Raw genomic sequence first — 23,121 nt, 5'->3', positions numbered from 1 at the left:
AATAGTATACCATATTGAGTCGTATTTCCGTCCCAAAAAGTGGTTCGCAACTAATACGGCAGCGATAGACTGGTCTCTTTGTTTACAAATAAAATCTGTTCCTCTGAAAAATGTGGAAGCAAATGTTGATGGCATGTAAAGTAAAGGATTTGTCTATTTGTAAAGCTTTTTAAAAGAGCAATCATCTTCTCTGTCCTTTTATGGTCAAAGTTAACGAAGCTATCATCAATAATAATCGGAAAAGGAAACTTCTCATATACTGTTACAGCCAATGCCAATCTGAATGAAACATAAATCTGCTCCATGGTCGCCTGGCTTAGTTCATTCACTTCAAATAATTGATGATCCTTATTCTCAATTAAAAAGCCATTGAATTCCTTTTGCGGGTATATTCGGACATAGTTCCCCTCTGTTAAAAAGACAAGAAATTCTTCTGCCTTATTTAGCATTTTGGGCATCCGCTCATTTTTAAAGCTTTCTATCGTTCTAACAAGAAGATCCTTCGCAATCGCATATTTAGCCCATTCTTTTGCCTCTTTATTTAGCTCTGCCTTCATTTGTTTATATTTGTGCAAAAGCTCCGCATATGTTCCGCCTTCTTCAATTACTTGAATCTCATATTTTTTCTTTGCAAGGCTGCTTTGCAACAATGGCTGCATTTCTTTTCGATTTTTTAACTTGTCCACATGCTCACGAATGCTGGATTCTAGATTGGGCAGATTCATGTATTCTTCCATCTCATTCTCATTAAATGGCGCTCGGTTAATTAACCTCTTAACCTCCATTAGCTGGCCTTCTAGCTTCGCTTTACTTTCTGCTAAATGGCCAATTTCCCGATAATGCTCGATTGTCTCTGCTTTGGCAAGTTTCAAGAGATTTTCCTGCTCCTTTTGGAAATGCTCTAATTCTATTCTAAGTCTATTAAACTCTTCTTCAAGCTCTAAAAGCTTTGACCGTCTTTCGCCATCTTTTATTTGCTTTTCAGTTTCTTCCTTTAGTGTTTTTCTTAATAAATAGGCAGTTTCCTGAAGATTAGCTGGGCTTCTTTCCATAAAGGTATTGCTTAAAGCAGCAATTGTATCCGTTATTTCTTTTATACGTTCCGTTACAGACTTTTTTCGTTCAATGATTAATTTCTTCTCTCTATGTAGCACCTTTATCTGTTCAATTAGTTGGAAGGCATCCATTAAATGAGCAAGTGCTATTTCCTTTGGAAGCGAAAGTTCTCCGCCAATTTCAAGCATCTTCCTTTCAAGTACAATAACTTCCTTCTCCCAAGATTCAAATGCTACTACTATCTTTTCATATTGGTCATTTCTTTGCTCCCAAAGCAGCTTATATTGGTGGAGCTGATTGGTTAATTCTCTGTCTCTCTCTAATTCGCTTTCAATAAAGGAAACTTGACGAAGGTCTGCTGCATTCATCTTTGGCATTAAGTCCTTTTTCTTTTCTTCCAAAGCCTGTATTTCTTCATAAACGAAACGATTGTCTGATGAGGATGACTTTTTAAAGAACAGATACATTGAAAAAATGATTCCGAGAGCACCAGCAATCATTAGAGGCCACACAGCATCTAGAATCCCCCACACAATGAGGATGAAAAAGAGAAAGCTAAATAGCAAGAATTGAAAACGTTCTTGTGCATACTTTTTCTTTGCCTTTTCTGTTTCCTTTTTTTGTGCAGATTTAAGAAATTGGAGCCTTTCTTCTATTTTTGAAACTTCATGCTTCATTATCTCCTTTTGATTGGCAACCTTTACTTTTTCCTCAAGTATTGCTCTCTCATTTGCAGAAAGTAGATTTCGTTCCAGTTTCTCTATTTTGTCTTCTGCTTCCTCTAGCAATTGTTTAGCTTCATTAAAACGATCGTCTAGATCAAGTCTTTTTGATTTTAATCGTCGATATTGCTCTTCCAAATGAATGATTTTCTCCTTAGTAAAGACGCTTGTATTAATCATCAACAATTGATCTTCCTGAATAGGTAAATGAAGCTTTTCATTGACGGCTGCTTGATCCTCACTTATTTCTTGCAGCTTGGCTGTCAGCTCTTCGCTCTCTTGCTTCAGCTTTTCTAATAGTGCTAGACTCTCGACTGCCGCCAAAATGTCCGGCTCTTTCCTTAACATCATCTCATTCGGTCTATTGTTCTCTAGCTCTTCCTCCACACTGCTTATTCTTTTCGTCAGGCTAGCCATTTGCCCTTCAAGCGGTTTAATCATCCCTTCCAAGCGGTCTAATCTTATCAAGCCATCAGTTGGGAACTGAATAGCTTCATACTTGCTCAACTCTTCTTTTAACCACTTTTCTTCAGCTTTGATCGGCTGAATTTGCCGCCAGGCTTCTAATCGGGATTTTTCACCCTCCGCTAATTGAAGCTCTTTTTCGTTTTCCTTTATTTCTTGCTCTAAAGCTGTTTTTTCCTTTAGTAAAGTCCAATACTGTTCATTATGGTGTTCAGCTTTTTTCAGGTCAAGATGGACGTGCTTTAGTTCTTTCAGTTTCTCATTGATGCTTGGCTTTTTTCCATTTGGTTTAAAGCGCATTTCGAGTTCTTTTTGAATCGTATTTTCTGCTCGCATTAACTGATCTGTTCCTAATGTCCCTGCCGAAAATAGAAACTTCCCAATATCTTCAGCTTTAATTTGATGGAAGTTCTGCAAACCATGAATATTAAAGGAAAAAATGGATTGAAAGAGTGATTTATCTACGTGAAATAATAAATCTTTTAGAAGTTCCTCTTCCCCCACTGTCCCATCCTCTAATGTGACACGAACATCTCCAGTTGCCTTTCCCTTGACCCGCTCAATAACAGCCTTCCCATGGGATTCGAATATAGCTGTTAATTGGCCGCCATATTTGGCTCCTTCCTTCGGTTCATACCTTAGTTCTGTTTGCTGCTTCGTAGGGAAGCCAAATAAGATGCTATGAATAAACGACATAAGCGTTGATTTACCTGCTTCATTTTCTCCGTAAAACACCTGAAGCTCATGCAGACCTGAAATCTTCAAGTTGGAAAGTTTTCCATATCCATAAATATGAAGGTCACTTATTTTCATTCCTACACCTCCCTATAGATTGTACATAAGATTCACTAGTAATTTTTCCGCTTCCTCCACTAATTCTCCTTGTTCTTCCTCTGAAAGATTCTCTAGATACTTTCTAGCTGTTGGATGATCATATAATGGAGAAATACTTTGGTCATCTTGCCCATATTTACACGCTGTTTGAAAAAGCTCTTGGTAAAATTCTGATTCATTTGCCAATTGTTCACGAGTCCATTCCATTTTTTCAATGGCAAACACATCTGCAACCCATACGAATGCTTCCTCATCCTTTTCTCCATCCTGCAACATTTCTAAAAGCTCACCGTTTACAAGACTTTTAAATTCCTGATTAGGAATCGTTACATTTTCAAGTGTAAGCGTAAGAATCATTCCCTTATTGTCCTTTCGAACATTTTCTAAAGCTCCCCTGCACATCATATAAATATCATGAAATGTGGAAATATTGGATGCATCAACAGTCAGTTCTTCCCAAATAACAGTAGAGGCTTCTATAAACTGCAAATCAGCCCCTGCATCTGTTAAATGGACTAAATAACACCCCTTCACCCCTGTTTCCTTTCGATTACGCCCTTGAATATTACCTGGATAAATAACTGGCGGCTGACTATTTAATTGATTACGCTTGTGAATATGACCGAGTGCCCAATAGTCAAATCCTTTTTCAAGCAGCTCCTTTAGAGTAAATGGAGCATAATTTCCATGATCATTGTTTCCTTCCAACTGGCCATGCAATAATCCAATATGGAAGTCAGCACCTTCCTGTTTACCGTAGTGCTGAATCATTCGTTCATATACATGTCTTCTCGGATAGCTAAATCCATAAAGATTTACAGAGGTATCCCGTTTATTCAAAAAGCTTTTTGTCTCTAACTCATGAGGGAAAATGTAGACATTTTCCGGCATTGGCAAATGTGTCCAGTTCCCCTCCATATGATCATGGTTTCCATGTATAGCAAAGACTGAAATATTCCTTTCCGCCAATCGTTCCATTTCCTTAATAAACCTTGTTTGCGCACGAATACTGCGATCCTCGCCATCATATAAATCTCCAGCTAGAATCACAAAGTCAACTTGATGATAGATGGCTGAATCGACGATTTTACTTAATGCATCAAAAGTGCTTTCCTGAAGCTTTCTGAAAATACGCTGTGGTAAATCCTTTAAACCAATCATCGGGCTATCTAAATGGAGGTCTGCGGCATGGATAAAAGTTAGTTCCTTCATATAAAATTCCTCACGTTCTCTTTTTTACCATTTTAACTGATTTCAAAAGCGAATGCACGTTCTCTTAGATATTTCGTGCTTTTTCAACTAAGTATGTAAATGTCGGTCTGCTTCATTTCACTGCGCTGGTTATTACTTCGTACATAAAGGCTTGTTCAATGAATCAGACCGACCATTTATTTTCATACAGAAAAACAGCTCACCTGTTAGGCAAGCTGTTTCATGATGTTTATTCATTTTTCGTTAATTGCAGTGCTTTTTTAATATCTTTGAAGGAGTTAGATTTGCCGTACATTAATACGCCTCCCTTATATACCCTTGCCCCAAATACAGCAAGTATGACAATAGAAATAACAAGAATCGCTATTCCTAACAATGGCTCCCATGCTGGCAATGTCAGCATACCCACACGCATAAACATGAGCATAGGGGTAAAAAATGGGATATAAGAGGTAATTGTAATAAATGTAGTTTCAGGCTGGCCAAGACCAAACATAGCAATCAAGAATCCTGCAACAACCATCATCGTCATAGGTGTAATCATTTGCTGAACATCCTCAATACGGCTGACAAGCGAACCAAGGAATGCCGCTAATGTTGCGTATAAGAAATACCCAAGTACAAAGAAAACAAGTGCATAAATGATTGTTTGAAGTGGGACATCTCCAAATCCAAAGAACTCAAAAAATCCGCCTTCCATTGACTCTAAGTTCCGTTTTACAAAGTAATAGCCCACAATTAGAAAAATTCCCATTTGAGTTAAGCTGAGCAATGCAATACCAATAATTTTTGCAAACATTTGTTTAATTGGAGAAACACTTGAAATAAGTATTTCCATTACACGAGAGGATTTTTCTGTTGCCACTTCCATCGCAATCATATTCGCATACATAAGGACGGCGAAGTAAATGACGAAAAGGAGAACATATACAAGCCCTCTTGCTTGGTTTAATTCTTCCTCCGTTTTTGCATTTTCCTCAAGGGCCGTTTTACCAAAGGATACTGGTTCATACAGCTTCCCTAATTGTTCCTGGGAAAGATTGATTTGTGAAGCAGCAAGCTGCATCTTAATTTGCTGCAGTCCTTGCTGCAAATTAGCTGGAAGGGAAGAATCTGCAATACTCCTAGCTTTATAAGATGCTTCTGGCAAGCTTTCATTTGTTAGAGATAGAATAAGTAATCCCTTATACTCATCATTCTTAACCGCTGCCTCTCCCTCTTTTTCTGTTCCCTCATAATGTTCAATAACAATAGTATTGTTAATCTGGCCCATCTGTTCCTTCAATGGTTGAAATAACTCACCAGATTCGTCAATGACTGCTACCTTGTCCCCTTGTTCATCTGAATTAAAGTAATTGATTATTTGCGACATATTGGTTAAGCCAATAACTAAGACCACAGTAATAAGCGTTGTAATGATAAATGATTTCGTTTTAATTTTGCTGAAATACGTATGCCAAAGAATGATCCAAAAGTTATTCATATGAAGCACCTACCTTTTCGATAAAAATATCATTTAATGAAGGCTCTTCAAGAACAAACTTTCGGATAAACCCTTTACCAACAAGCTCCTTCAATATTCCTTCTGCAATCTCTTCACCCTCAATTTGCAGATGGATTCCTTCAGTTGTTTGCTTTGTTCGCTTTACCCCAGGATAATTCTTCAAGTATTCCATATTGAAATCTGCATGAATGACTAAATTCTTTCTGCCAAATGCCCGTTTAATTTCCTTTAAGGCACCTTGAACAACTGGCTTTCCTTTATGCATAATACATAAATGCTCGCACATTTCTTCCACATGCTCCATTCTATGGGATGAGAAGACGATCGTTGTGCCATTATTCTTTAATTCAAGTACAGCTTCTTTCAGCTGCTCAACATTCACAGGATCAAGTCCGCTGAACGGCTCATCAAGGATTAATAATTTAGGCTTGTGAATGACTGCTGTTATGAATTGGATTTTTTGCTGATTCCCTTTAGAAAGCTCCTCAACCTTCTTATCTGCATATTCAGGAACTTTAAAACGATTCAGCCAATAATCCAGCTCCTTTAATACGTCTTGCTTATGCATCCCTCGTAATCTTGCTAGATAAACAATCTGATCCTTTACTTTAAGCTTTGGATATAATCCACGCTCTTCAGGCAAATAACCAATTATTGGACTTGTTGAATAATTAATTGGTTGTCCATCCCAAGTAATGATCCCATCACTCGCATCAATCAACCCAAGAATCATACGAAAGGTTGTTGTTTTTCCAGCACCATTCGCTCCAAGAAAACCAAACATCTCTTTGTCAGGAATAGAGATGGACAAATCATCAACTGCAGTAAATTTCCCAAAGCGCTTTGTTACATGTTCTAATTGCAATCCCATTGTCATACGCTCCTTTCTTACACCAACTACATATACGGTTTAAATGGAAAAAGGGTTCATTTATTTTACTTAGGTTCTTTCCCATCTCGAATAAATAACTCTTTACACCATTACAGAAATTATGCAAGAATAATAGTAACTATCTGAATTTTATAATAAGGGGTGTTAGAATTGAAAACTTATAAACTAACTGCATTTGAACTAAATGGGGAAAAGATTATTGATGAAGCTTTTCAGGCGAGCAATGATCAAGAAGCAAAGGGTATCGGCGAAAAGATGTTACATGAAAAGAATTTATCCGAGAAAACACATCGCTGCACCTCACCAGCAGGGAAACTTATACTATTTCATAAATAAACATCCGTGATAATAGGCAAAGAGCCGATGATGACTCTTTGCCTATTATCATATTATGAGCTACTTCCCTGTAAAAACAGGCCGCCTCTTTTCTAAGAAAGCTTGGATGCCTTCTTGGTGGTCCGTCGTCTGGCGCATTTTGCGCTGCCCTTCCTTCTCCAGCTCCAATACACTCAGTAATTGCGGCAAGTTTTTTTCAGCATAGACTTTTTTCGTTTCTATCATCGCTAATACTGGACTGCTAAGCAATCGCTGCAGCTTCGATTCGACTGCTTCCTCCAATGGGCTTTCCACAACTTCATGAATCAGCCCTAGTTGATAAGCTTCCTCAGCTGACAGAGGCTTTCCTTCCCAAATTAAATGCTTAGCTTTATTCTCACCCAAACGTTTTTCTAAGAAGTAATGACCTCCACCATCAGGAATTAAACCGATCCCAATAAAGTTCATTGCAAGTTTACTTGTCTTGTCAGCTATTATGTAGTCAGTTGCTAAAGCGATGCTAAGGCCAAGACCTGCAGCTGCACCTTGTACCGCGCTAATTGTCAGCTTAGGCATCGTATATAGTGAGACAACCACTTCATTTATATAATCCATCACAATTGGGAAATCACTTTCATTGGCCTCTAATAACATTGTCTTAATATCTCCGCCTGAGGAAAAAGCTCGTCCTTTTCCTTTTAAAACAACAATCTCCACCTCATCTGATTGACTGATTTCCGTTAAAATTGCAGCTAATCCTTTTAACATCTCCACATTTAGAGAATTTAATGAATCTGGCCTGTTCATTTCTACAGTTGCCACACGACCATTCACATGTAGTTGAACGGTATCAGTAACAAATTCAATTGTCATACTATTCCCTCCTCTTTCATTCTTCTCCCATTATAAAGAAATTTATTATATTTAAAAAGCTTTATTTTAAAAATTCTTATTATTTAAACAAAATCAACCGCAAACAACTTGTTCGCGGTTGATTTTATTATCTATTTTTTAGTTTCAGCATAGTCCTTATGAATCTGATCCCTTAATGCCATTTTGAGGAACTTTCCTACAGATGTTTTTGGAATTTCTTCAAGAAAGAGAATATCATCTGGAATCCACCATTTGGCAAATTGAGGTTTCAGAAATTCAAATAGCTCTGCCTTGTCTACTTTTCCTTTGTACGCATCCTTTAATACGACACAGCCGACAGGGCGCTCCTGCCATTGTTCATGAGGGACAGCAATAACTGCAGCTTCAAATACAGCTTCATGAGCCATTAATGCATTTTCAAGATCAACAGAGGAAATCCACTCGCCCCCGCTCTTAATCAAGTCTTTCGTTCGATCGACAATTTTCATATACCCTTCCTCATCAATCGTTACAACATCACCGGTGTACAGCCAGCCATCATGGAAAGCTTCTGCTGTCCTCTCATCCTTGTAATATTCAGAAGCAATCCATGGGCCACGAACCGCAAATTCCCCCATTTCTTTTCCATCCCAAGCTACCTCGCCGTCTTTTCCGACCACCTTCATCTCAAGGCCTGGTACAAGAATTCCTTGCTTTGCCTTAATATCAAGCCTTTCTTCATAAGAGAGCTCCTCCTGGTAGCTTTTCAAAGTTGAGATAACAACAAGCGGACTTGTTTCTGTCATTCCATATGCATGCATAAAAGGAATCTTATGTTTCTGTTCAAAGGCTTTGATCATGCCTTTTGGCGCAGCCGCTCCCCCACAGAGCACAGATCGAAGCGAGCTCATATCATACGTATTTTCATCCAGTTCCTTCAACAGCCCAAGCCAGATTGTTGGCACACCGGCAGTAATCGTAACTTTCTCATCTTGGATAAGTTCAGCCAATAACTTTGGTGTAAAATAAGGACCAGGCATGACCATATTCGTGCCAAACCAAACAGCTGCGAATGGCAATCCCCATGCATTCGCATGGAACATTGGCACAACAGGCATCGCGATGTCCTTTTCACTGACAGCCGCACTATCAGCCATTCCCAATGCCATACTGTGCAGAATAATTCCTCTATGTGAATAAACGACCCCTTTCGGATTCCCAGTCGTTGCAGATGTATAGCACATGCCAGCTGGAGCATTTTCATCTAAATCATCCGGGTATGCATACTCTCCTGTTGCTTCTTCAAGTAATTTTTCATAATGATATACAGGTGAAAGTGTTGTTTCAGGAAGCTCAGGTTCATCCGTCATGATAACAAATGCCTTTACCGCTGGAATCTTGTCTTTGATTGCCTCAATCAATGGCAAAATATCCGAATCGATTAATAACACTTTGTCCTCTGCATGATTAATAATGTACACAATATGCTGAGGGGAAAGGCGAATATTAATCGTATGGAGAACCGCTCCACTGCACGGAATCGCGAAGTACGCTTCCAAGTGGCGATGGTGGTTCCATGCAAGTGTCCCTACTTTATCTCCTCTTTCCACACCAAGCTTTTGGAGTGCTTCAGCAAGCCTTCTTGTTCGTTCGGCTATCTGCTTGTATGTAAATCGCTGAATGCCACTTGCTGTTCTTGAAACTACTTCTTTTTTTGGAAAAAACCTCTCTGCTCTGTTGATCATTTGCGTCATTGTCAAAGGTGTTTGCATCATCATATTTGATTCCTCCCTTTTATAAAAGCGCTTACATCTCAAAGAAGTTTATGATTATTTGTACCTAAAACATTCTATTTTTATTAAGAAAACCCTTTATTTTTATTGAAAATTCTGAAATTAATTAGTAAAAAAACCCCGCCTCATTCAGGCAAGGGATTCTTCTTTATCAAATAACTCATTTAATATTTTCAGTTTATCTTCTGTATATTTTTCAAAGCTATCATTATATGTTTTTGGGTCTTTTGGGTTGGCAAAATGAGTGATCTTGCCGGTTTGCGGATGGATGAATTTACTTGCCGCCCCACAGCCAAGACCGATAATGGTCTGCTGCTCTTCCATAATCATAATATTATAGATGCTGTCCTGATTCGGTAAGGCATACCCGACATTTTCCAGATTGCCTAGGATGTTTTTCTGCCGGTACAGATAGTATGGAGTATAGTTATGCTCCTTCGTCCATTCCTCTGCCATATTCATCATTTTCTCAATCTCAACCCGATCAGCTACTTTATACTTTTCCTTATTGCGCGTCATTTCTGATGCACGCTTAAAAGAAAGTGTATGAACGGTGAGTGATTCAGGCATCAACTTTTCAGTCTCTTGTAAGCTATTCGCAAATTCCGAAACGCCTTCACCCGGCAGACCAATAATCAGATCCATATTAATATTATTCATACCCATGGACCGAGCTAAATGAAACTTATCAATCGTTTCCTCTACCGTATGATGTCTGCCAATCGCTTTTAAGGTTTCTTGCGTATACGATTGCGGATTAATGCTTATGCGGTCGATTTTCCACTTCTTCAAGACTTCTAGCTTCTCAGGTGTAATTGTATCGGGTCTCCCTGCCTCAACCGTAATTTCCCGGATATTCTCTACATCTGGGAAGGATTCATACATTTCTTCATAAAGCATATCCATCTCTTCAGCACTGATGCTTGTAGGCGTTCCACCGCCATAATACACCGTTGTAATTTTGACATTATTTTCTTTCAGCCACTCACCCATTTTCTGCATTTCATAATGAAGGCCACCTAAGAATGAATCAACAGACCCCTGTCTGCCGTTAATTGCATAAGCAGGGAAAGTACAATAGGCACACTTCGTCGGACAAAAAGGAATGCCAATATAAATGCTTACCTCATTTTGCAATTCGTAAAGGTCCGGCACAACGGTAAGCTGACGATCAACAATTTGCTGCATCAGCTGAATTTTTTCATCCGTTATCAAGTATTCATCCTTTAGCTGCTGATGGGCAGCAGCTGTTGGTGTTTGCTTTTGCATTTGGCGATGAAGTAGCTTAGTAGGGCGAATACCTGTTAGAATTCCCCATTTCTGCGTCATTCCCGTCCAATCCTGAAGAACAGTTAAGTACACATGAGCAACTGCATGCTTCACTTGTTTAAAATACTCTTTATCTGATGCAGCAGGGATTAATGCTTTTTCATAGGCGGCAAACTCTATTCTGCCTTTGCTGTCTGTAAGGACCCCACTCACATTAATCGTCTCACTTACACTTACTGTAAAATCTATAACTAAATCATTCTGATCTAGTGGATTGAAAGCAATCTCACATTCCTCAAAAAATAAATTCGCAATCAGTTGAAGCGGACGATGAAAACGTTCGTCCTCTAATCCTTTTATTAAGATTCGCAAAATAATCACCTTTTAATAAATATAGTAAAACTGCTATCTTTAAAGCTTCTTAAAGTGTACAGAAATGCCTAAACAAGGTCAAATGTTTAAAGTTGGGAGGTATAGACCTGTTCATTTAATCATACCGACCATTTTTTTAAAGGAAAAGGCTCGTTGGCAAACATTGTTGCTTTTAACACAAATTCGTAGAAGTTGATTTCCGCTCCAGGTGCTCGCTTTCCGTGGGGTGGGCGCTGAGCCTCCTCGGCGCTAGCGCCTGCGGGGTCTCAGCTGTCCCACACGTCCCACAGGAGTCTCGCACCTTCCGCTCCAATCAACTAACCTATTTTGTCAAAGGTTTTTAATCATACAATCTATTCAAAGAACAACAATCTTTTAGAATAAAAACAAAAAAAGAGTCCATCCCTAAAAGGATAACTCTCTTCATACAATCTATTTTAATATATTCATTTTCTTCAAAAATTCAATGGGCTGCTGTTTTCTGAAATGCTCTTTCACCATGTAAGTAACTCCTTGCTGGTCATTCGGGCGGGTTACCCAATCAGCCGCTTTTTTCACCTCATTCGGTGCATTCCCCATTGCAACGCCAAGACCAACTGCTTCAATCATTTCTAGATCATCAATTCCATCACCAATGACAACCATTTCATTACGGGCAATTTCAAGATGCTCTCCAAGATATAATAATGCATTTAACTTAGAAACGCCTTCAGGCATAATATCTAGCCGAAGCTCGTTTAATTGAACAATATCCACTTCTCCAAACGCACCTTGAATCGCTGCCTTTGCATCTTCAAGATCTGCTTTATCTTCAAAATACACTTCAATTTTTGAAGGTGTAACTGGTTCCTCAAGAATCGTGTCACTCACACAATCGACAAATTGCTGTGAATAAAAAATAGGATCCCCTGATGTAAAAACTGTTTTGGCCATCATATTATGATTAAGCTTGAACTTATTTGCCAATGCATATTTCTCATGTACCAAGCGAATTTGGCTCGGAAAACCCTCAAGGAGGCGGACAATTTCGTAGGTTACATCCTCAGCAATCCGTTGAACAAATATCGGCTTTCCTTGTGGCCCGGCAATATAAGCACCGCTATGGGCAATAAGCAATGAATTTAATTTCAATGCCTTTGCTACCTTTTTCGCTGAAGGGTAGCTTCTTGATGTCACTAAGGTGACATATATCCCCTTATGCTGAACATATTCTATGGCTTCTTTTGTTGATTTATGAAGTCTTCCATTCGATTGAAGGAGAGTTCCGTCAATATTAATTGCTAACAGCCGGTATATCATATCATTGCCCCCTATTCCTGGTGTAAAAGTCTCTACTACACTTTTATGAAAAAATGAAAAGGAATAGAACAGTACATGGACAATGTCAGAATTTAAATCGAACGTCATATTTTTTGCGGACTGAGAGAAAGCCTAATATGAAATAATTACCACTATAAACAACGAATAAATATTGGTTATTCTCACAAAACTATAACTGTAACAAAAAAACACCAAAGGAGATGATTTACATGGCAAGTAACAATAGTTCAAATCAGCTTTTAGTACCAGGAGTTTCTCAAGCAATTGATCAAATGAAGGTAGAAATCGCATCAGAATTTGGCGTGAATCTTGGCCCAGAAACATCTTCAAGAGCAAATGGTTCTGTTGGTGGAGAAATTACAAAGCGTCTTGTACAAATGGCTGAGCAGCAGCTTGGCGGAAGATTCTAAAACATACTTAGATCACAAAACAACCGCTCCACATCATCACCGTGGAGCGGTTGTTTTTCCTTTAGGATAGGTACTTATTCCATTGATCCGTATAATTCTTCAAGAGGCTTCATGATAATCTTATTCATTTCAGCAATAACCATGCTCATGCGCTGCTCTGCTTCCATTAGCTTCGAGATCTTTGCATTCTGCTGGACAAGAGCTACTGACTTTTGAGCTTGCATTACTACTTCTTCTGAAATATCCTCGCCCATCATTTGCTTCTGCTGAAGCTGCAATTGAATGCTGCGGAAATTATCAAACATATCTTTCGCTGACGCATCCGCATTCACTTCATCATATGCTTGCTTTAAACGACTATATTCTTCACTTTGCCTCACTGCCTTCTCAAGCTCATAGGCAGCATCGTATAAATTAACTGGCATGTATGACACCCCTTACTCATTCCAAGAATGACTCCACTATAACAAACTATGATAATAAATGCGAGAAATGACAAATTAATTCATTACGATAGCAAGAATTCCTTGAAAAAGCCCGATCGCTCCACCGAGCAAAGCTCCTAAGAAAGTAATCATTTTTAATTCCTTATTAATGATCGTTAGAACCATTTCCTCTAGCTGCTCAACTGAAAAGTTCTCTACCTGCTGTCGGACAATCTCTTGCAGGCGAAGCCTTTCCATTAAGACATCCATTCTGTCTGCAAGCCAATCTCCGAATAGCTGAACCCCTTTGGGAGCTAGATTGTCAATTAATTCTGTTCGGATAGACATGGTTAATTGGGACAATGGAGTTTGGAATAAATTCTCTAAACCAAGTAATTTACTCACATTTACCTTAATCATAGAAAGAATTTCCTCTTTCTTAAATTGCTCTTCCAACTTTACCGCTTCCCATTCAAGCACTTTATCCCATTCTTTTTTCAGCAGTGTCGTAATCATTTCTGCGGTTCCTTCATTTCTAAGAAACTTAATGATCTCTGGTTGAATTTTATCAGCAATATTAATATTGCCCATAAACATTTGCATCATATTTCCAAGTACGCCGCTTCGTTCTTTCAGAAAATCATCTGCCATTTTTTGTATACGCATTCTTCCCTCTATGCTCGAAAAATAATCGATCCCTTTTTGCAGAATGAATGAGCTTACGATCGGAAGTTTAGCATCAACCTTTTCGACTACATTTTCTGAAAGAATGTTTTTTAAAGGTTGATAACGGTATTTATCCATTAAGCTATCGTATTTATCATCAATCAATTGATTGATACGAATTTCTGCTTTTAGATGTCCGTCAGTTATTCCAAATGCTTCAAGCAGCTCAGCTGGTGACTTTTCCGTATTCAAGAGGTTCTCTAACTCTTTTTGTACGAAACCAGTCATCTCATTTTGAAAGTTCTCATTAAGGAATTTTTTCTTTATGCCCTCAGGCGTTAATAAATGATGAGTAACAACTTTCCCCATTTGCTCAGCAAGCTCATCCCGCCGTTTTGGAATTAATCCCGGTGTAAAAGGAACTCTCCATTTGCCAATATATAAAGTTTTATAAGGCCTAAAGAGCATTTTAATCGCAAGATAATTTGTAAAGCCTCCGATAATCGCTCCTATTACGATCATCATTGTAATTGTTAGTGCTATTTGCATACTGTTTAACCTCTACCTTCCGTTGTGGGCTTGCGCACCAATTTATCCTTTTTGACATACGATACTTTATCAGCTTTTGCCTATAATATAATGTACCACAAAGCCTAAGCAAATGAGGAATGATCATGACTTTTTCATTATTACCCATTACGATTATTCCAGTTAAAAAGTTTCAACAGAATGATGTCCATGTTCAGGTCAGCCACTCCCTCATCAAATATTGGGAGATCGATACAAGTAAGCCTCTTATTCTTACAGTCGGCCGCAATCAAATCGTAACTAGGGTCAGAGGGGAAGCAATCACAAAGGATGAAATATTTTTAGCTGAAAATATATTTTCAGAGTTATTCCTCCCCCTCAAGGAAGCCCAATGGATTGCCAGCTTTTCAAGAAAGGATAATCGGCTTACATTAGGGCCGGTCATCGGGGTGCTGACTGAAATAGATCAAACGGGAGAAGAACCGCACTTCCGCACGATTCATACTTTTTGCAGGGAACTGCATGACCATATGGCAGATATCGGCGGTTTTCTCTATGTGTTTCAACTAAGTGATTTCTCTGACGGCAAGCTAAATGGCTATTATCTAGAAAATAATCGCTGGCAGAAATCATCCGTCCCCCTTCCGAATGTAATTTATAATCGCATTCATTCACGCAAGCTTGAAGCGAGCCCATTTTTTCAACAATTTAAGACCATGCTATTGACAGAAAATATAGCAATTTTTAATGATCGGTTCTTATCGAAAGAAATTGTTCATCAAATCCTGTATTCCGAAGAATATATGCAGCCCTACCTTCCTGAAACAAGCCTTCTCACGGAACAATCACTTCAAGTAATCCTTGAAAAATATCATTCCATTTTCATCAAACCAATACACGGAAGCCAAGGCAGAAATATTATCAAGGTTTCAAAAGAAAATAATCAGCTATCGGCTAAATTATCAACAGGGATGGGAAAGGATAATATCCTCTCATTTGGAGACTTTAGCCAATTTCACAAGTGGCTAAAACCTTTTCTAAAAAGAAGAAAATATATAGTCCAGCAGGCTATTCCTTTGATCACCTATAAGGAGAGGCAGCTAGATTTCCGAATCCTTTGTCATAAAAATTTCCAGGACGCATGGAAAGCTACTTCCGCAGTGGCAAGAATATCTGCTGATCAGCAATTTGTATCAAACATCGCAAGGGGCGGTGACATGATGCGACCATTACACATTCTCTCTCTATTATCCGATCGGAGTATAGCCCTTCAACAGTTAGAATTAATGAAAGAACTAGCCGTTGAGATAGCCTCATTAATTTGTCAAACGGCTGATGGCCTAGTAGGGGAATTGGGAATAGATATCGGTGTTGACGAAGACGGGAAGCTCTGGATTATCGAAGTAAATTCAAAGCCTTCCAAGAACATAGAAGAAGGATCAAAGAAAATTCGCCCATCCGCAAAGGCCCTGCTGGAATATTGTACTTTCTTATCTTTTGGTGCAAGGAGGAATGAGTAATGCTGTCATTCGGACTGATGACTTTAAACTTAAGCAGCGAAGAAACCTATTTTTCTGAAGTTGCCAAACGTGCATATGCTCTCGACATAGTATGCTATCGCTTTACCCCTTCAGCCATTCATCCTTTAACTGAAAAGGTGACTGGTGAAAGATTCAACCCAACAACAAATAACTGGGAGCTTGCCGAATTTCCCCTGCCCGATATTCTCTATGATCGCTGCTTTTACAGAGATACCCCCCATTCTAACCAGTGTAAAGCTATTGTTAAATGGCTGAAAACTAGGAAGGATCTCTTGTTTCTAGGGCACGGTCTCCCTAACAAGCTCGAACTATATGAAGCACTTTCCCAATCTGAATTAGCTCCTTATTTATTGCATTCAAAGCCCATTACCTCTGGAGAAAGCTTTATTAACGGACTGGTGCAGCAGGATCCTGTCTTGATAAAACCAGTAAGCGGATCACAAGGCAGAGGCATCTACTATCTTGAAAAAAGTCAAAGGGAAATCATTGTCCAAATAGATAAGCCCGATAAAAAGATATCACATATATTTCCTGATTATCAAAGAGCTGCAGATTGGGTGAATAAGCTTATTAAGCAACACCACTATCTTGTGCAGCCATATAAGGAACTTCTTGATGAAAACAATCATCCCTTTGATATACGGACATTGCTGCAAAAAGATGAGGCTGGGAATTGGCAGGAAATTTGTAAAGGGATTCGCACAGGAAAAAAAGAGGGGATTCTTTCTAATTTACATGCCGGTGGAATCATTACAACCTTCGAATCATGGAAAGAACTGCTGCCCATTTCTCAACAGGAATATATTTGCGCAGAAATCGCGGATATTCTCTTACATTTACCAATCATTTTGGAACAAATATTCCCTCCCTTATTCGAATTAGGTGTAGATATAGGAGTCTGCAAGAATGGAGCAATCTGGATCCTTGATATCAATTCCAAGCCAGGGAGGAAAGTTGCTCTATCCATCAACCCAGAACTAAGCGATCAATTATATTCCGCCCCACTCCTATATGGAAAGAACTTAGTTTTGCAAGGAAAGGAGTCTTACCAATGAGAAAACATTATCAAGTCGAAATTCTTGATGATATCTCAGCAAAAGTCTATATCCCAAATGATTTAAGAGCCAAATCAAAATTAACTAAAGTTGCTTTTGGAACACATTCCCTTGAAACGACGATTGAACACCATGAACGTAATATACTCATAATAAGTAAAGATATTGCCATCCAACTTAAATACCCAGATATATCGGTACCCATGCATCTGTTTATTGACAATGATACATTATTGATTGGTCCACTTGTTGGTATTTTCACTTCCGGATTCACCCCTTTTCCAATACGCCCAATTGGGGAAAGGAGTTTATTCTTTGCCAAGCTCCTCTCTGTCAAAAAATCAGTTGGGGCATTGCCATTTGTTTTTGGTGAGCAACATATTAATTGGGAACGCGGGACAATCAACGGCTTGTTCTACCATCTTGACGGTTGGAAAACATTTGAAGTTCCTTTTCCAAATGTCATATATGATCGGCTTCCAAACCGCAAAAGTGAAAGGCAAACAGAATTAAAGCTTGTTAAGGAACGCTTGCAAACTGACTATATGATCCCGTGGTATAATCCTGGCTTCTTCAATAAAATTGATGTATATGAAAGACTGCAGCAGAATGATGATATTGCAGAATACTTGCCTGAAACACATACCTTCAGTTCTTTTTCAGAAATTGAACGAATGCTATCTGATTACGGGCATGTTTTCATTAAACCAATCAACGGCAGCCTTGGTCTTGGCATACATCAAATACTATATGATAAAGTCGAAGATACCTACTTTTGCCGCTATCGTGAGCAGAATGGAGAAAATAAATTAATTAAATATAACAGTTTAGAATCATTAATGCATCATATCTTTGCCGGAAAAAATTTAAATCGTATGCTTGTCCAACAAGGAATTCATTTACTCCGCACCAATAAGCGTCCCATTGATTTCCGTATTCATACGAATAAGGATGACAACGGCAACTGGATCACATCGGCAATAGCTGCCAAGGTTGCAGGTGCTGGAAGTGTGACTACACATGTGAACAATGGCGGCGTAATCAAGACAATCGCTGAAGTATTCCCCTCAACAGAAGAGAGAAAAGAAATCGAAGAAAAACTCACATTAGCAGCGCTAAAATTAAGCAAAAGATTAGAAGAAAATATGGAGGGAATCATTGGAGAAATTGGATTTGACTTTGGTATTGATCGAAAAGGAAATGTATGGCTGTTTGAAGCAAATTCCAAACCTGGCAGATCTATTTTCAAAAACCCTCAGCTAAAGGATTTTGATTTTCTCACTAGAAAACTGTCACTCGCCTTTTCCGTCTATCTCACAGAAAGAGCAATCAGCAGCCCAGAGGATATTTTTAAATGAAGACATATGATTTACAAAATCATCCGGGTCCCCTGATAGGAATACTAGCAGGCAATGGGAAAAATCGTTCTGTTGTTGGAAATGGTCCATTTTTCAAGGAACTTCAGAAAGAGATTTTAAAGGATGGCGGTCTTTCTGTCGTTTTCACCCCTATAGATATTAATGAGAGAGAAAAGGAAATTAAGGGATTTGTCTATTCACCTGAACAAGATCAATGGTCGCTTGTCACATGCCCGCTCCCACATGTCGTATTCAATCGTGTTCCTTTTCGAAGTTTAGAATCGACTGATTCTTTTAGAGATGCCTATCATTATTTCCAGAGACATAGAATTCCTTTCTTTAATCCAAGTTTCCTCAATAAGTATGAACTATTTCAGATACTATCCATGGATCCCATTCTTCAATCTTTCTTGCCGGATACAACCGCAATCAATGAAGACACATCTCTTCAGTCCTTTCTAGAAAAACATCAAAGAATTTACTTGAAGCCTATTTATGGAGCAAAAGGAAAAGGAATTTATATGATTCGTTTGAGTAAAGACCAGACAATACGATTAAATGCCATAACATTTGAGCAAACATTTAAAGACTTCCATGCCTTTTGGAAAGAATGGGGAGAATCACTTTTAAAAAAAATATATATTGCTCAAGAAGCTATTGAACCCTCTCTCTTCCAAGGAAAACGCTATGACTTTCGCGTTCTTGCCCATTTTTCGGAAGCTTGCTATCAAGTGACAGGAATAGGTGTCCGCCAAGCTGGAGATCAGGAAATTACAACCCATATCCCGAACGGAGGATGCCTGATTCCATATGAGGGAATTCAGTCTGCAGAACATGATCTTTTCTTTGCTATGATTGTCAAGCGAGCTGGGGAGCTTCTATCAAAAGAGAAAGGCTTTTTCGCTGAGTTTTCGATTGATGCTGGTATATCTGTAGATGGAAAATATGTGCTTTATGAAATCAACTCGAAGCCAATGCGCTTCGATGAGCCGGAGATCGAAGAAAAAAGACTTCGCACACTTTCCCAAATGTTCATAAAAATGGCTAGTAATCATTAAAAAGAAAGTTAGTTAAGCCCGATATCAAGTATTAATGAATATCGGGCTTATTATTTATCTTCTCTTAGAGGTGCCTCCAAGCGATAGAAATTGTTTTTTTAATTTATTGCGGGACTTTTCATTTCTCATTAAATAAGCAGCGCCCAATGCTAAAGCTGTCATCGCTATATTGTTTCGTTTCATTTAAATCTCCTCCTTAATGTATAACGGTATATATCTTACCCCCACCTAGCAGAAAAAACACGAGTGAATTCATGCTAATCAATGATGGATTTTGTTGGGTTATTAATTAAAAACGGGTAAAATAAAAACAAGGGGGAAAAGAGATGTTAACACACTTTCAATACAACCAATTATATAAAAATACGCAGATACCTGGCTGGAACATTTCATTCTATTTTAACAAGCAAAAATACAATGGGATCTACCATCAAAACGGGAAAGTCGAGTGGACTTCCACCTCTCCAAGTGCAGAGGATGAAATCAAGCTAATGGAGCAAATTCATGAATTGATGCTTTATCATGTCTATGACCATTAATGTTTATTCACATGATAAAAAGTCTCCTTGGGTAAAGTAACAATAAAAAGGAGGCATCAAGTATGGGAAAGAAATCAGAAGACTCACTGTATGAAGGCAGAGAAAATGCCTATTTAGACATCGACCGAATGATTAATGAGGGAATGTCTGGAGGCACGGTTCATATGCGGGGAAATCAGACAAATATAGAAGAAGCAAGAGAACTTACGGAAGAAGAACCTCCATATCATACAGAAAAATAACTAAAATTACATTCAAGAAACCCGTTTATTCATATGAAAAGACGGGTTTCTTTTTTATTCTTTAATCAATCTTACTTCATCATGACCACAAGTATTGCATGTTAATAAATGTGGACATTCCTTATTTTCAAAATCATGCCCATAACCATCCTCCATCTTTAACTGATCAATCGGCATATAGGCACTATATTCATCATAAAAATCCATAATTCTCCCCTTATCAGTTAATTCCCTCCCACATAAACTACATTTGGCCTTCATTTCCTCAAATCCATTACAAATCGGACAAATAGCCATCCTAACAGCCCCATTCATTCATAGATACGCATAGTGTTCGTTTCTTTTTCTTTCGTTATGTAATGTTTGGTAGGAAACAATTCCCACCGAATTTAAAGAATACTCACCTGAAAAATAACCATAATAGAGAGTACACACAGCAACACAAGTTCAAGCAACATTTTCACCGATGGGTTAGACCAAAAAGAGGTAGCAAGAAATCTTGTACCGGTGCAATTCCGGATAACCCAACCATATTCCAAACAAATTATGAGGAGATGAACAATAATGGCAAACCAATCAAACAGCGGTTCCTCAAATCAATTATTAGTACCAGGAGTATCACAAGCACTTGACCAAATGAAATATGAAATTGCAAATGAATTTGGTGTAAATTTAGGTGCAGATACAACCTCTCGTGCCAATGGATCTGTTGGTGGAGAAATTACGAAGCGTCTTGTTCAAATGGCTGAACAACAATTAGGCGGCTTCAAATAAAAACATCTGAAATAAACAATTAAATAAATATGGCTTGGCCCCCTTTATAGGGGGCCACTTTACTTATACCATCTTTCTAGGATCTACCCATTCATCATACTGTTCATTTGTAATATAGCCTGATTTCAAAGCAGCTTCTTTCAATGTCATATTTTCTTTAAACGCAAGCTTAGCAATTTCAGCTGCTTTTTCATAACCAATATGTGGATTTAATGCAGTAACAAGCATGAGCGATCGATTCACATGTTCATTAATCACTGCATGATTGGCCTCCAGCCCTACCATACAATTTTTATTAAAAGATTCCATTCCATCTGTTAGCAATCGAACACTTTGAATGAAATTATAAATAATAACCGGCTTGAAAACGTTCAACTCGAAATTCCCTTGGCTAGCAGCAAAACCAATGGTTGCATCATTCCCAAATACTTGACAAGCAATCATTGTGATCGCTTCACTCTGTGTAGGATTCACTTTCCCAGGCATAATTGAACTACCCGGTTCATTAGCCGGAATAGAAAGCTCTCCGATTCCACTTCTCGGACCACTTGCAAGCCATCTGACATCATTAGCAATCTTCATAAGATCAGCCGCCAATGCCCTTAGTGATCCATGCACATGAACGAGTTCATTATGACTTGTTAACGCTTGAAATTTATTCTTCGCTGAACGAAAATTATATCCTGTCTGTTTAGCAAGCTCACCTGCTGCCTCATCTCCAAAAGTTTCGTGTGCATTAATTCCAGTACCTACTGCTGTTCCGCCAATAGCAAGGTCCAGTAAATAACTAATCGCATCTGTTATCATTCGTTCATTTTTATCAAGCATGGCATGCCATCCACTTATTTCTTGTCCTAATGTTAATGGCGTTGCATCTTGAAGATGGGTTCTGCCAATTTTAATGATATCCTTAAATGCTTCTTCTTTAATTTTTATTGTTTTTTTCAATTCCTGAAGAGTGGGAATGAGCTTTTTAGCTAATTCGACATATGCAGCCAAATGCATAGCAGTTGGGAAAGTATCATTGGAGCTTTGCGACATATTAACATCATCATTAGGGTGAACTTTCATGTTCTGATCTTGTAAACGCTCATTCGCTTTTCTCGCAATGACCTCATTCACATTCATATTTGTTTGTGTACCGCTCCCTGTTTGCCATACATATAAAGGAAAATGATCATCAAACTTCCCACTTAGCATGTCTTCCGTTGTTTCTACAATCGCCTTTTTCTTGGCTTCTGGCATTTTTCCAAGTTTATGGTTCACAATTGCGGCAGCTCTTTTTATTTTTGCCAATGCATAAATTACCTCAATCGGCATCTTTTCTATCCCAATTTGGAAGTTTTGCCTGCTCCTTTCTGTTTGTGCTCCCCAATATTTCTCAGCGGGTACTTGAATCTCCCCTAGCGTGTCTTTTTCAATCCGATATTTAGTCATTTAATCCCTCCATAGCTAACCATTGTCTCCTCTATATTCTATTCCCTTAATCGCAAACAATTATTGATCCAGCTTGTAAAATAAATAGGGCAAAACGACGAACAAATGCGCAAGCGCCTTGATCACCCCCGACAAGCACAAGACGAGCCTCACGGAAAGGTGTCCTTTACCTTTCTGGGAGGATTGGCTTGTGACCTCGAGGGGGTAGGCGCTGGAGCTGGATGCAGACAAACTTGTCACAAAGTTATCCACAACATCCAAATTTATAATTTCCTAGACAAAAAAAAACTGCATTGCATAAAGCAAGCAGTTTTAAGAATTAGTAATTGTATAACCAATAAAGTAGCCGAGTACGATTACACTAGCGATGACAAAAGTAACTGATAATAACTCCATGATGAAGCCTCCTAATGAACTGTATTCATACATTAAAAATAGCATACAATTTCATAGATGCTCCTTCTACTTTGTGACAAGAAAGT

At 38.5% G+C, this 23,121-nt stretch carries 23 protein-coding genes; 9 read left to right on the top strand and 14 right to left on the bottom strand.

Features of this window, described 5'->3' with window-relative positions; genetic code table 11:
• Positions 1-50: 50 nt before the first annotated feature.
• From ACFYKT_RS07870 to ACFYKT_RS07855, 4 genes are all read right to left on the bottom strand, one after another.
• Entirely contained in the window at positions 51-3,056 is a 3,006-nt protein-coding gene (locus tag ACFYKT_RS07870; RefSeq protein WP_389217900.1) for an ATP-binding protein, read from the bottom strand.
• A gap of 12 nt (positions 3,057-3,068) precedes the next feature.
• The gene (locus ACFYKT_RS07865) at positions 3,069-4,289 is read right to left on the bottom strand and encodes a metallophosphoesterase family protein (protein WP_389217897.1); all 1,221 of its coding nucleotides are present in this window, start codon (positions 4,287-4,289) and stop codon (positions 3,069-3,071) included.
• Between the two features lie 229 nt (positions 4,290-4,518).
• Positions 4,519-5,772: an ABC transporter permease gene (locus tag ACFYKT_RS07860; RefSeq protein ID WP_389217895.1), complete on the bottom strand. Its 1,254-nt coding sequence runs from the start codon at positions 5,770-5,772 to the stop codon at positions 4,519-4,521.
• On the bottom strand, positions 5,765-6,664 hold the full coding sequence (locus ACFYKT_RS07855; RefSeq protein ID WP_389217892.1) for an ABC transporter ATP-binding protein: 900 nt from the start codon (positions 6,662-6,664) through the stop codon (positions 5,765-5,767). Before ACFYKT_RS07855 ends, ACFYKT_RS07860 begins: the two co-directional genes overlap by 8 nt.
• Positions 6,665-6,835: 171 nt before the next feature.
• On the opposite strand from ACFYKT_RS07855, the gene ACFYKT_RS07850 reads away from it, so the two are divergent.
• Positions 6,836-7,021 carry a YhzD family protein gene (locus ACFYKT_RS07850; protein WP_389217890.1) on the top strand — a complete coding sequence of 62 codons (186 nt, stop codon included), beginning with the start codon at positions 6,836-6,838 and terminating at the stop codon, positions 7,019-7,021.
• Positions 7,022-7,081: 60 nt separating this feature from the next.
• Here the strand turns inward: ACFYKT_RS07850 and ACFYKT_RS07845 are convergent, their stop codons facing one another.
• The 4 genes from ACFYKT_RS07845 to ACFYKT_RS07830 form a co-directional block, all read right to left on the bottom strand.
• Positions 7,082-7,873 (bottom strand): enoyl-CoA hydratase, encoded by a 792-nt coding sequence (locus ACFYKT_RS07845; RefSeq protein ID WP_389217887.1) that lies wholly within the window; start codon positions 7,871-7,873, stop codon positions 7,082-7,084.
• A gap of 131 nt (positions 7,874-8,004) precedes the next feature.
• Positions 8,005-9,627 (bottom strand): long-chain fatty acid--CoA ligase, encoded by a 1,623-nt coding sequence (locus tag ACFYKT_RS07840; RefSeq protein WP_389218310.1) that lies wholly within the window; start codon positions 9,625-9,627, stop codon positions 8,005-8,007.
• 147 nt (positions 9,628-9,774) lie between these two features.
• A complete protein-coding gene (locus ACFYKT_RS07835; protein ID WP_389217884.1) occupies positions 9,775-11,286 on the bottom strand; it encodes a coproporphyrinogen III oxidase in 1,512 nt (503 codons plus the stop codon).
• Positions 11,287-11,718: 432 nt separating this feature from the next.
• Positions 11,719-12,585: a Cof-type HAD-IIB family hydrolase gene (locus ACFYKT_RS07830; protein ID WP_389217881.1), complete on the bottom strand. Its 867-nt coding sequence runs from the start codon at positions 12,583-12,585 to the stop codon at positions 11,719-11,721.
• 230 nt (positions 12,586-12,815) lie between these two features.
• Here ACFYKT_RS07830 and ACFYKT_RS07825 point away from each other — a divergent pair, with 230 nt between their 5' ends.
• Positions 12,816-13,016: an alpha/beta-type small acid-soluble spore protein gene (locus ACFYKT_RS07825; protein ID WP_053475138.1), complete on the top strand. Its 201-nt coding sequence runs from the start codon at positions 12,816-12,818 to the stop codon at positions 13,014-13,016.
• A 74-nt stretch (positions 13,017-13,090) separates the two neighbouring features.
• On the opposite strand, the gene ACFYKT_RS07820 is transcribed toward ACFYKT_RS07825, so the two are convergent.
• On the bottom strand, positions 13,091-13,441 hold the full coding sequence (locus ACFYKT_RS07820; RefSeq protein ID WP_389217878.1) for a YlbF family regulator: 351 nt from the start codon (positions 13,439-13,441) through the stop codon (positions 13,091-13,093).
• Positions 13,442-13,516: 75 nt separating this feature from the next.
• On the bottom strand, positions 13,517-14,656 hold the full coding sequence (locus ACFYKT_RS07815; protein ID WP_389217875.1) for a DUF445 domain-containing protein: 1,140 nt from the start codon (positions 14,654-14,656) through the stop codon (positions 13,517-13,519).
• A gap of 125 nt (positions 14,657-14,781) precedes the next feature.
• Here ACFYKT_RS07815 and ACFYKT_RS07810 point away from each other — a divergent pair, with 125 nt between their 5' ends.
• From ACFYKT_RS07810 to ACFYKT_RS07795, 4 genes are read left to right on the top strand one after another with little or no spacing between them, the layout of a single operon-like run.
• Positions 14,782-16,155: a YheC/YheD family endospore coat-associated protein gene (locus ACFYKT_RS07810; protein ID WP_389217873.1), complete on the top strand. Its 1,374-nt coding sequence runs from the start codon at positions 14,782-14,784 to the stop codon at positions 16,153-16,155.
• Entirely contained in the window at positions 16,155-17,231 is a 1,077-nt protein-coding gene (locus ACFYKT_RS07805) for a YheC/YheD family endospore coat-associated protein (protein ID WP_389217870.1), read from the top strand. Before ACFYKT_RS07810 ends, ACFYKT_RS07805 begins: the two co-directional genes overlap by 1 nt.
• The gene (locus tag ACFYKT_RS07800; protein ID WP_389217867.1) at positions 17,228-18,589 is read left to right on the top strand and encodes a YheC/YheD family endospore coat-associated protein; all 1,362 of its coding nucleotides are present in this window, start codon (positions 17,228-17,230) and stop codon (positions 18,587-18,589) included. Before ACFYKT_RS07805 ends, ACFYKT_RS07800 begins: the two co-directional genes overlap by 4 nt.
• The gene (locus ACFYKT_RS07795) at positions 18,586-19,647 is read left to right on the top strand and encodes a YheC/YheD family endospore coat-associated protein (protein ID WP_389217864.1); all 1,062 of its coding nucleotides are present in this window, start codon (positions 18,586-18,588) and stop codon (positions 19,645-19,647) included. Before ACFYKT_RS07800 ends, ACFYKT_RS07795 begins: the two co-directional genes overlap by 4 nt.
• A 54-nt stretch (positions 19,648-19,701) precedes the next feature.
• On the opposite strand, the gene ACFYKT_RS07790 is transcribed toward ACFYKT_RS07795, so the two are convergent.
• The gene (locus ACFYKT_RS07790) at positions 19,702-19,830 is read right to left on the bottom strand and encodes a hypothetical protein (RefSeq protein ID WP_389217861.1); all 129 of its coding nucleotides are present in this window, start codon (positions 19,828-19,830) and stop codon (positions 19,702-19,704) included.
• A 143-nt stretch (positions 19,831-19,973) separates the two neighbouring features.
• Here ACFYKT_RS07790 and ACFYKT_RS07785 point away from each other — a divergent pair, with 143 nt between their 5' ends.
• Together ACFYKT_RS07785 and ACFYKT_RS07780 are read left to right on the top strand one after the other, a co-directional pair.
• Positions 19,974-20,186 (top strand): YheE family protein, encoded by a 213-nt coding sequence (locus tag ACFYKT_RS07785; protein WP_389217858.1) that lies wholly within the window; start codon positions 19,974-19,976, stop codon positions 20,184-20,186.
• A 62-nt stretch (positions 20,187-20,248) separates the two neighbouring features.
• Positions 20,249-20,428, top strand: a complete 180-nt coding sequence (locus ACFYKT_RS07780; protein WP_389217855.1) for a hypothetical protein — start codon at positions 20,249-20,251, stop codon at positions 20,426-20,428.
• A gap of 54 nt (positions 20,429-20,482) precedes the next feature.
• On the opposite strand, the gene ACFYKT_RS07775 is transcribed toward ACFYKT_RS07780, so the two are convergent.
• The gene (locus ACFYKT_RS07775) at positions 20,483-20,635 is read right to left on the bottom strand and encodes a hypothetical protein (protein WP_389217852.1); all 153 of its coding nucleotides are present in this window, start codon (positions 20,633-20,635) and stop codon (positions 20,483-20,485) included.
• A gap of 357 nt (positions 20,636-20,992) precedes the next feature.
• Here ACFYKT_RS07775 and ACFYKT_RS07770 point away from each other — a divergent pair, with 357 nt between their 5' ends.
• Positions 20,993-21,202 carry a small, acid-soluble spore protein, alpha/beta type gene (locus ACFYKT_RS07770; protein ID WP_389217850.1) on the top strand — a complete coding sequence of 70 codons (210 nt, stop codon included), beginning with the start codon at positions 20,993-20,995 and terminating at the stop codon, positions 21,200-21,202.
• Between the two features lie 63 nt (positions 21,203-21,265).
• Here ACFYKT_RS07770 and fumC read toward each other — a convergent pair whose 3' ends face one another.
• Both fumC and ACFYKT_RS07760 read right to left on the bottom strand, forming a co-directional pair.
• Positions 21,266-22,639: a class II fumarate hydratase gene (fumC, locus tag ACFYKT_RS07765; protein ID WP_389217847.1), complete on the bottom strand. Its 1,374-nt coding sequence runs from the start codon at positions 22,637-22,639 to the stop codon at positions 21,266-21,268.
• 312 nt (positions 22,640-22,951) lie between these two features.
• Positions 22,952-23,080 carry a hypothetical protein gene (locus ACFYKT_RS07760; RefSeq protein ID WP_389217844.1) on the bottom strand — a complete coding sequence of 43 codons (129 nt, stop codon included), beginning with the start codon at positions 23,078-23,080 and terminating at the stop codon, positions 22,952-22,954.
• Between the last annotated feature and the right edge of the window lie 41 nt (positions 23,081-23,121).

It is taken from the genome of Cytobacillus mangrovibacter, from assembly GCF_042865275.1.
GTDB lineage: Bacteria > Bacillota > Bacilli > Bacillales > Cytobacillaceae > Cytobacillus > Cytobacillus mangrovibacter.
Note: the sequence above shows the minus strand (reverse complement) of the source record. Positions and strands in the feature narration are given on the sequence as shown.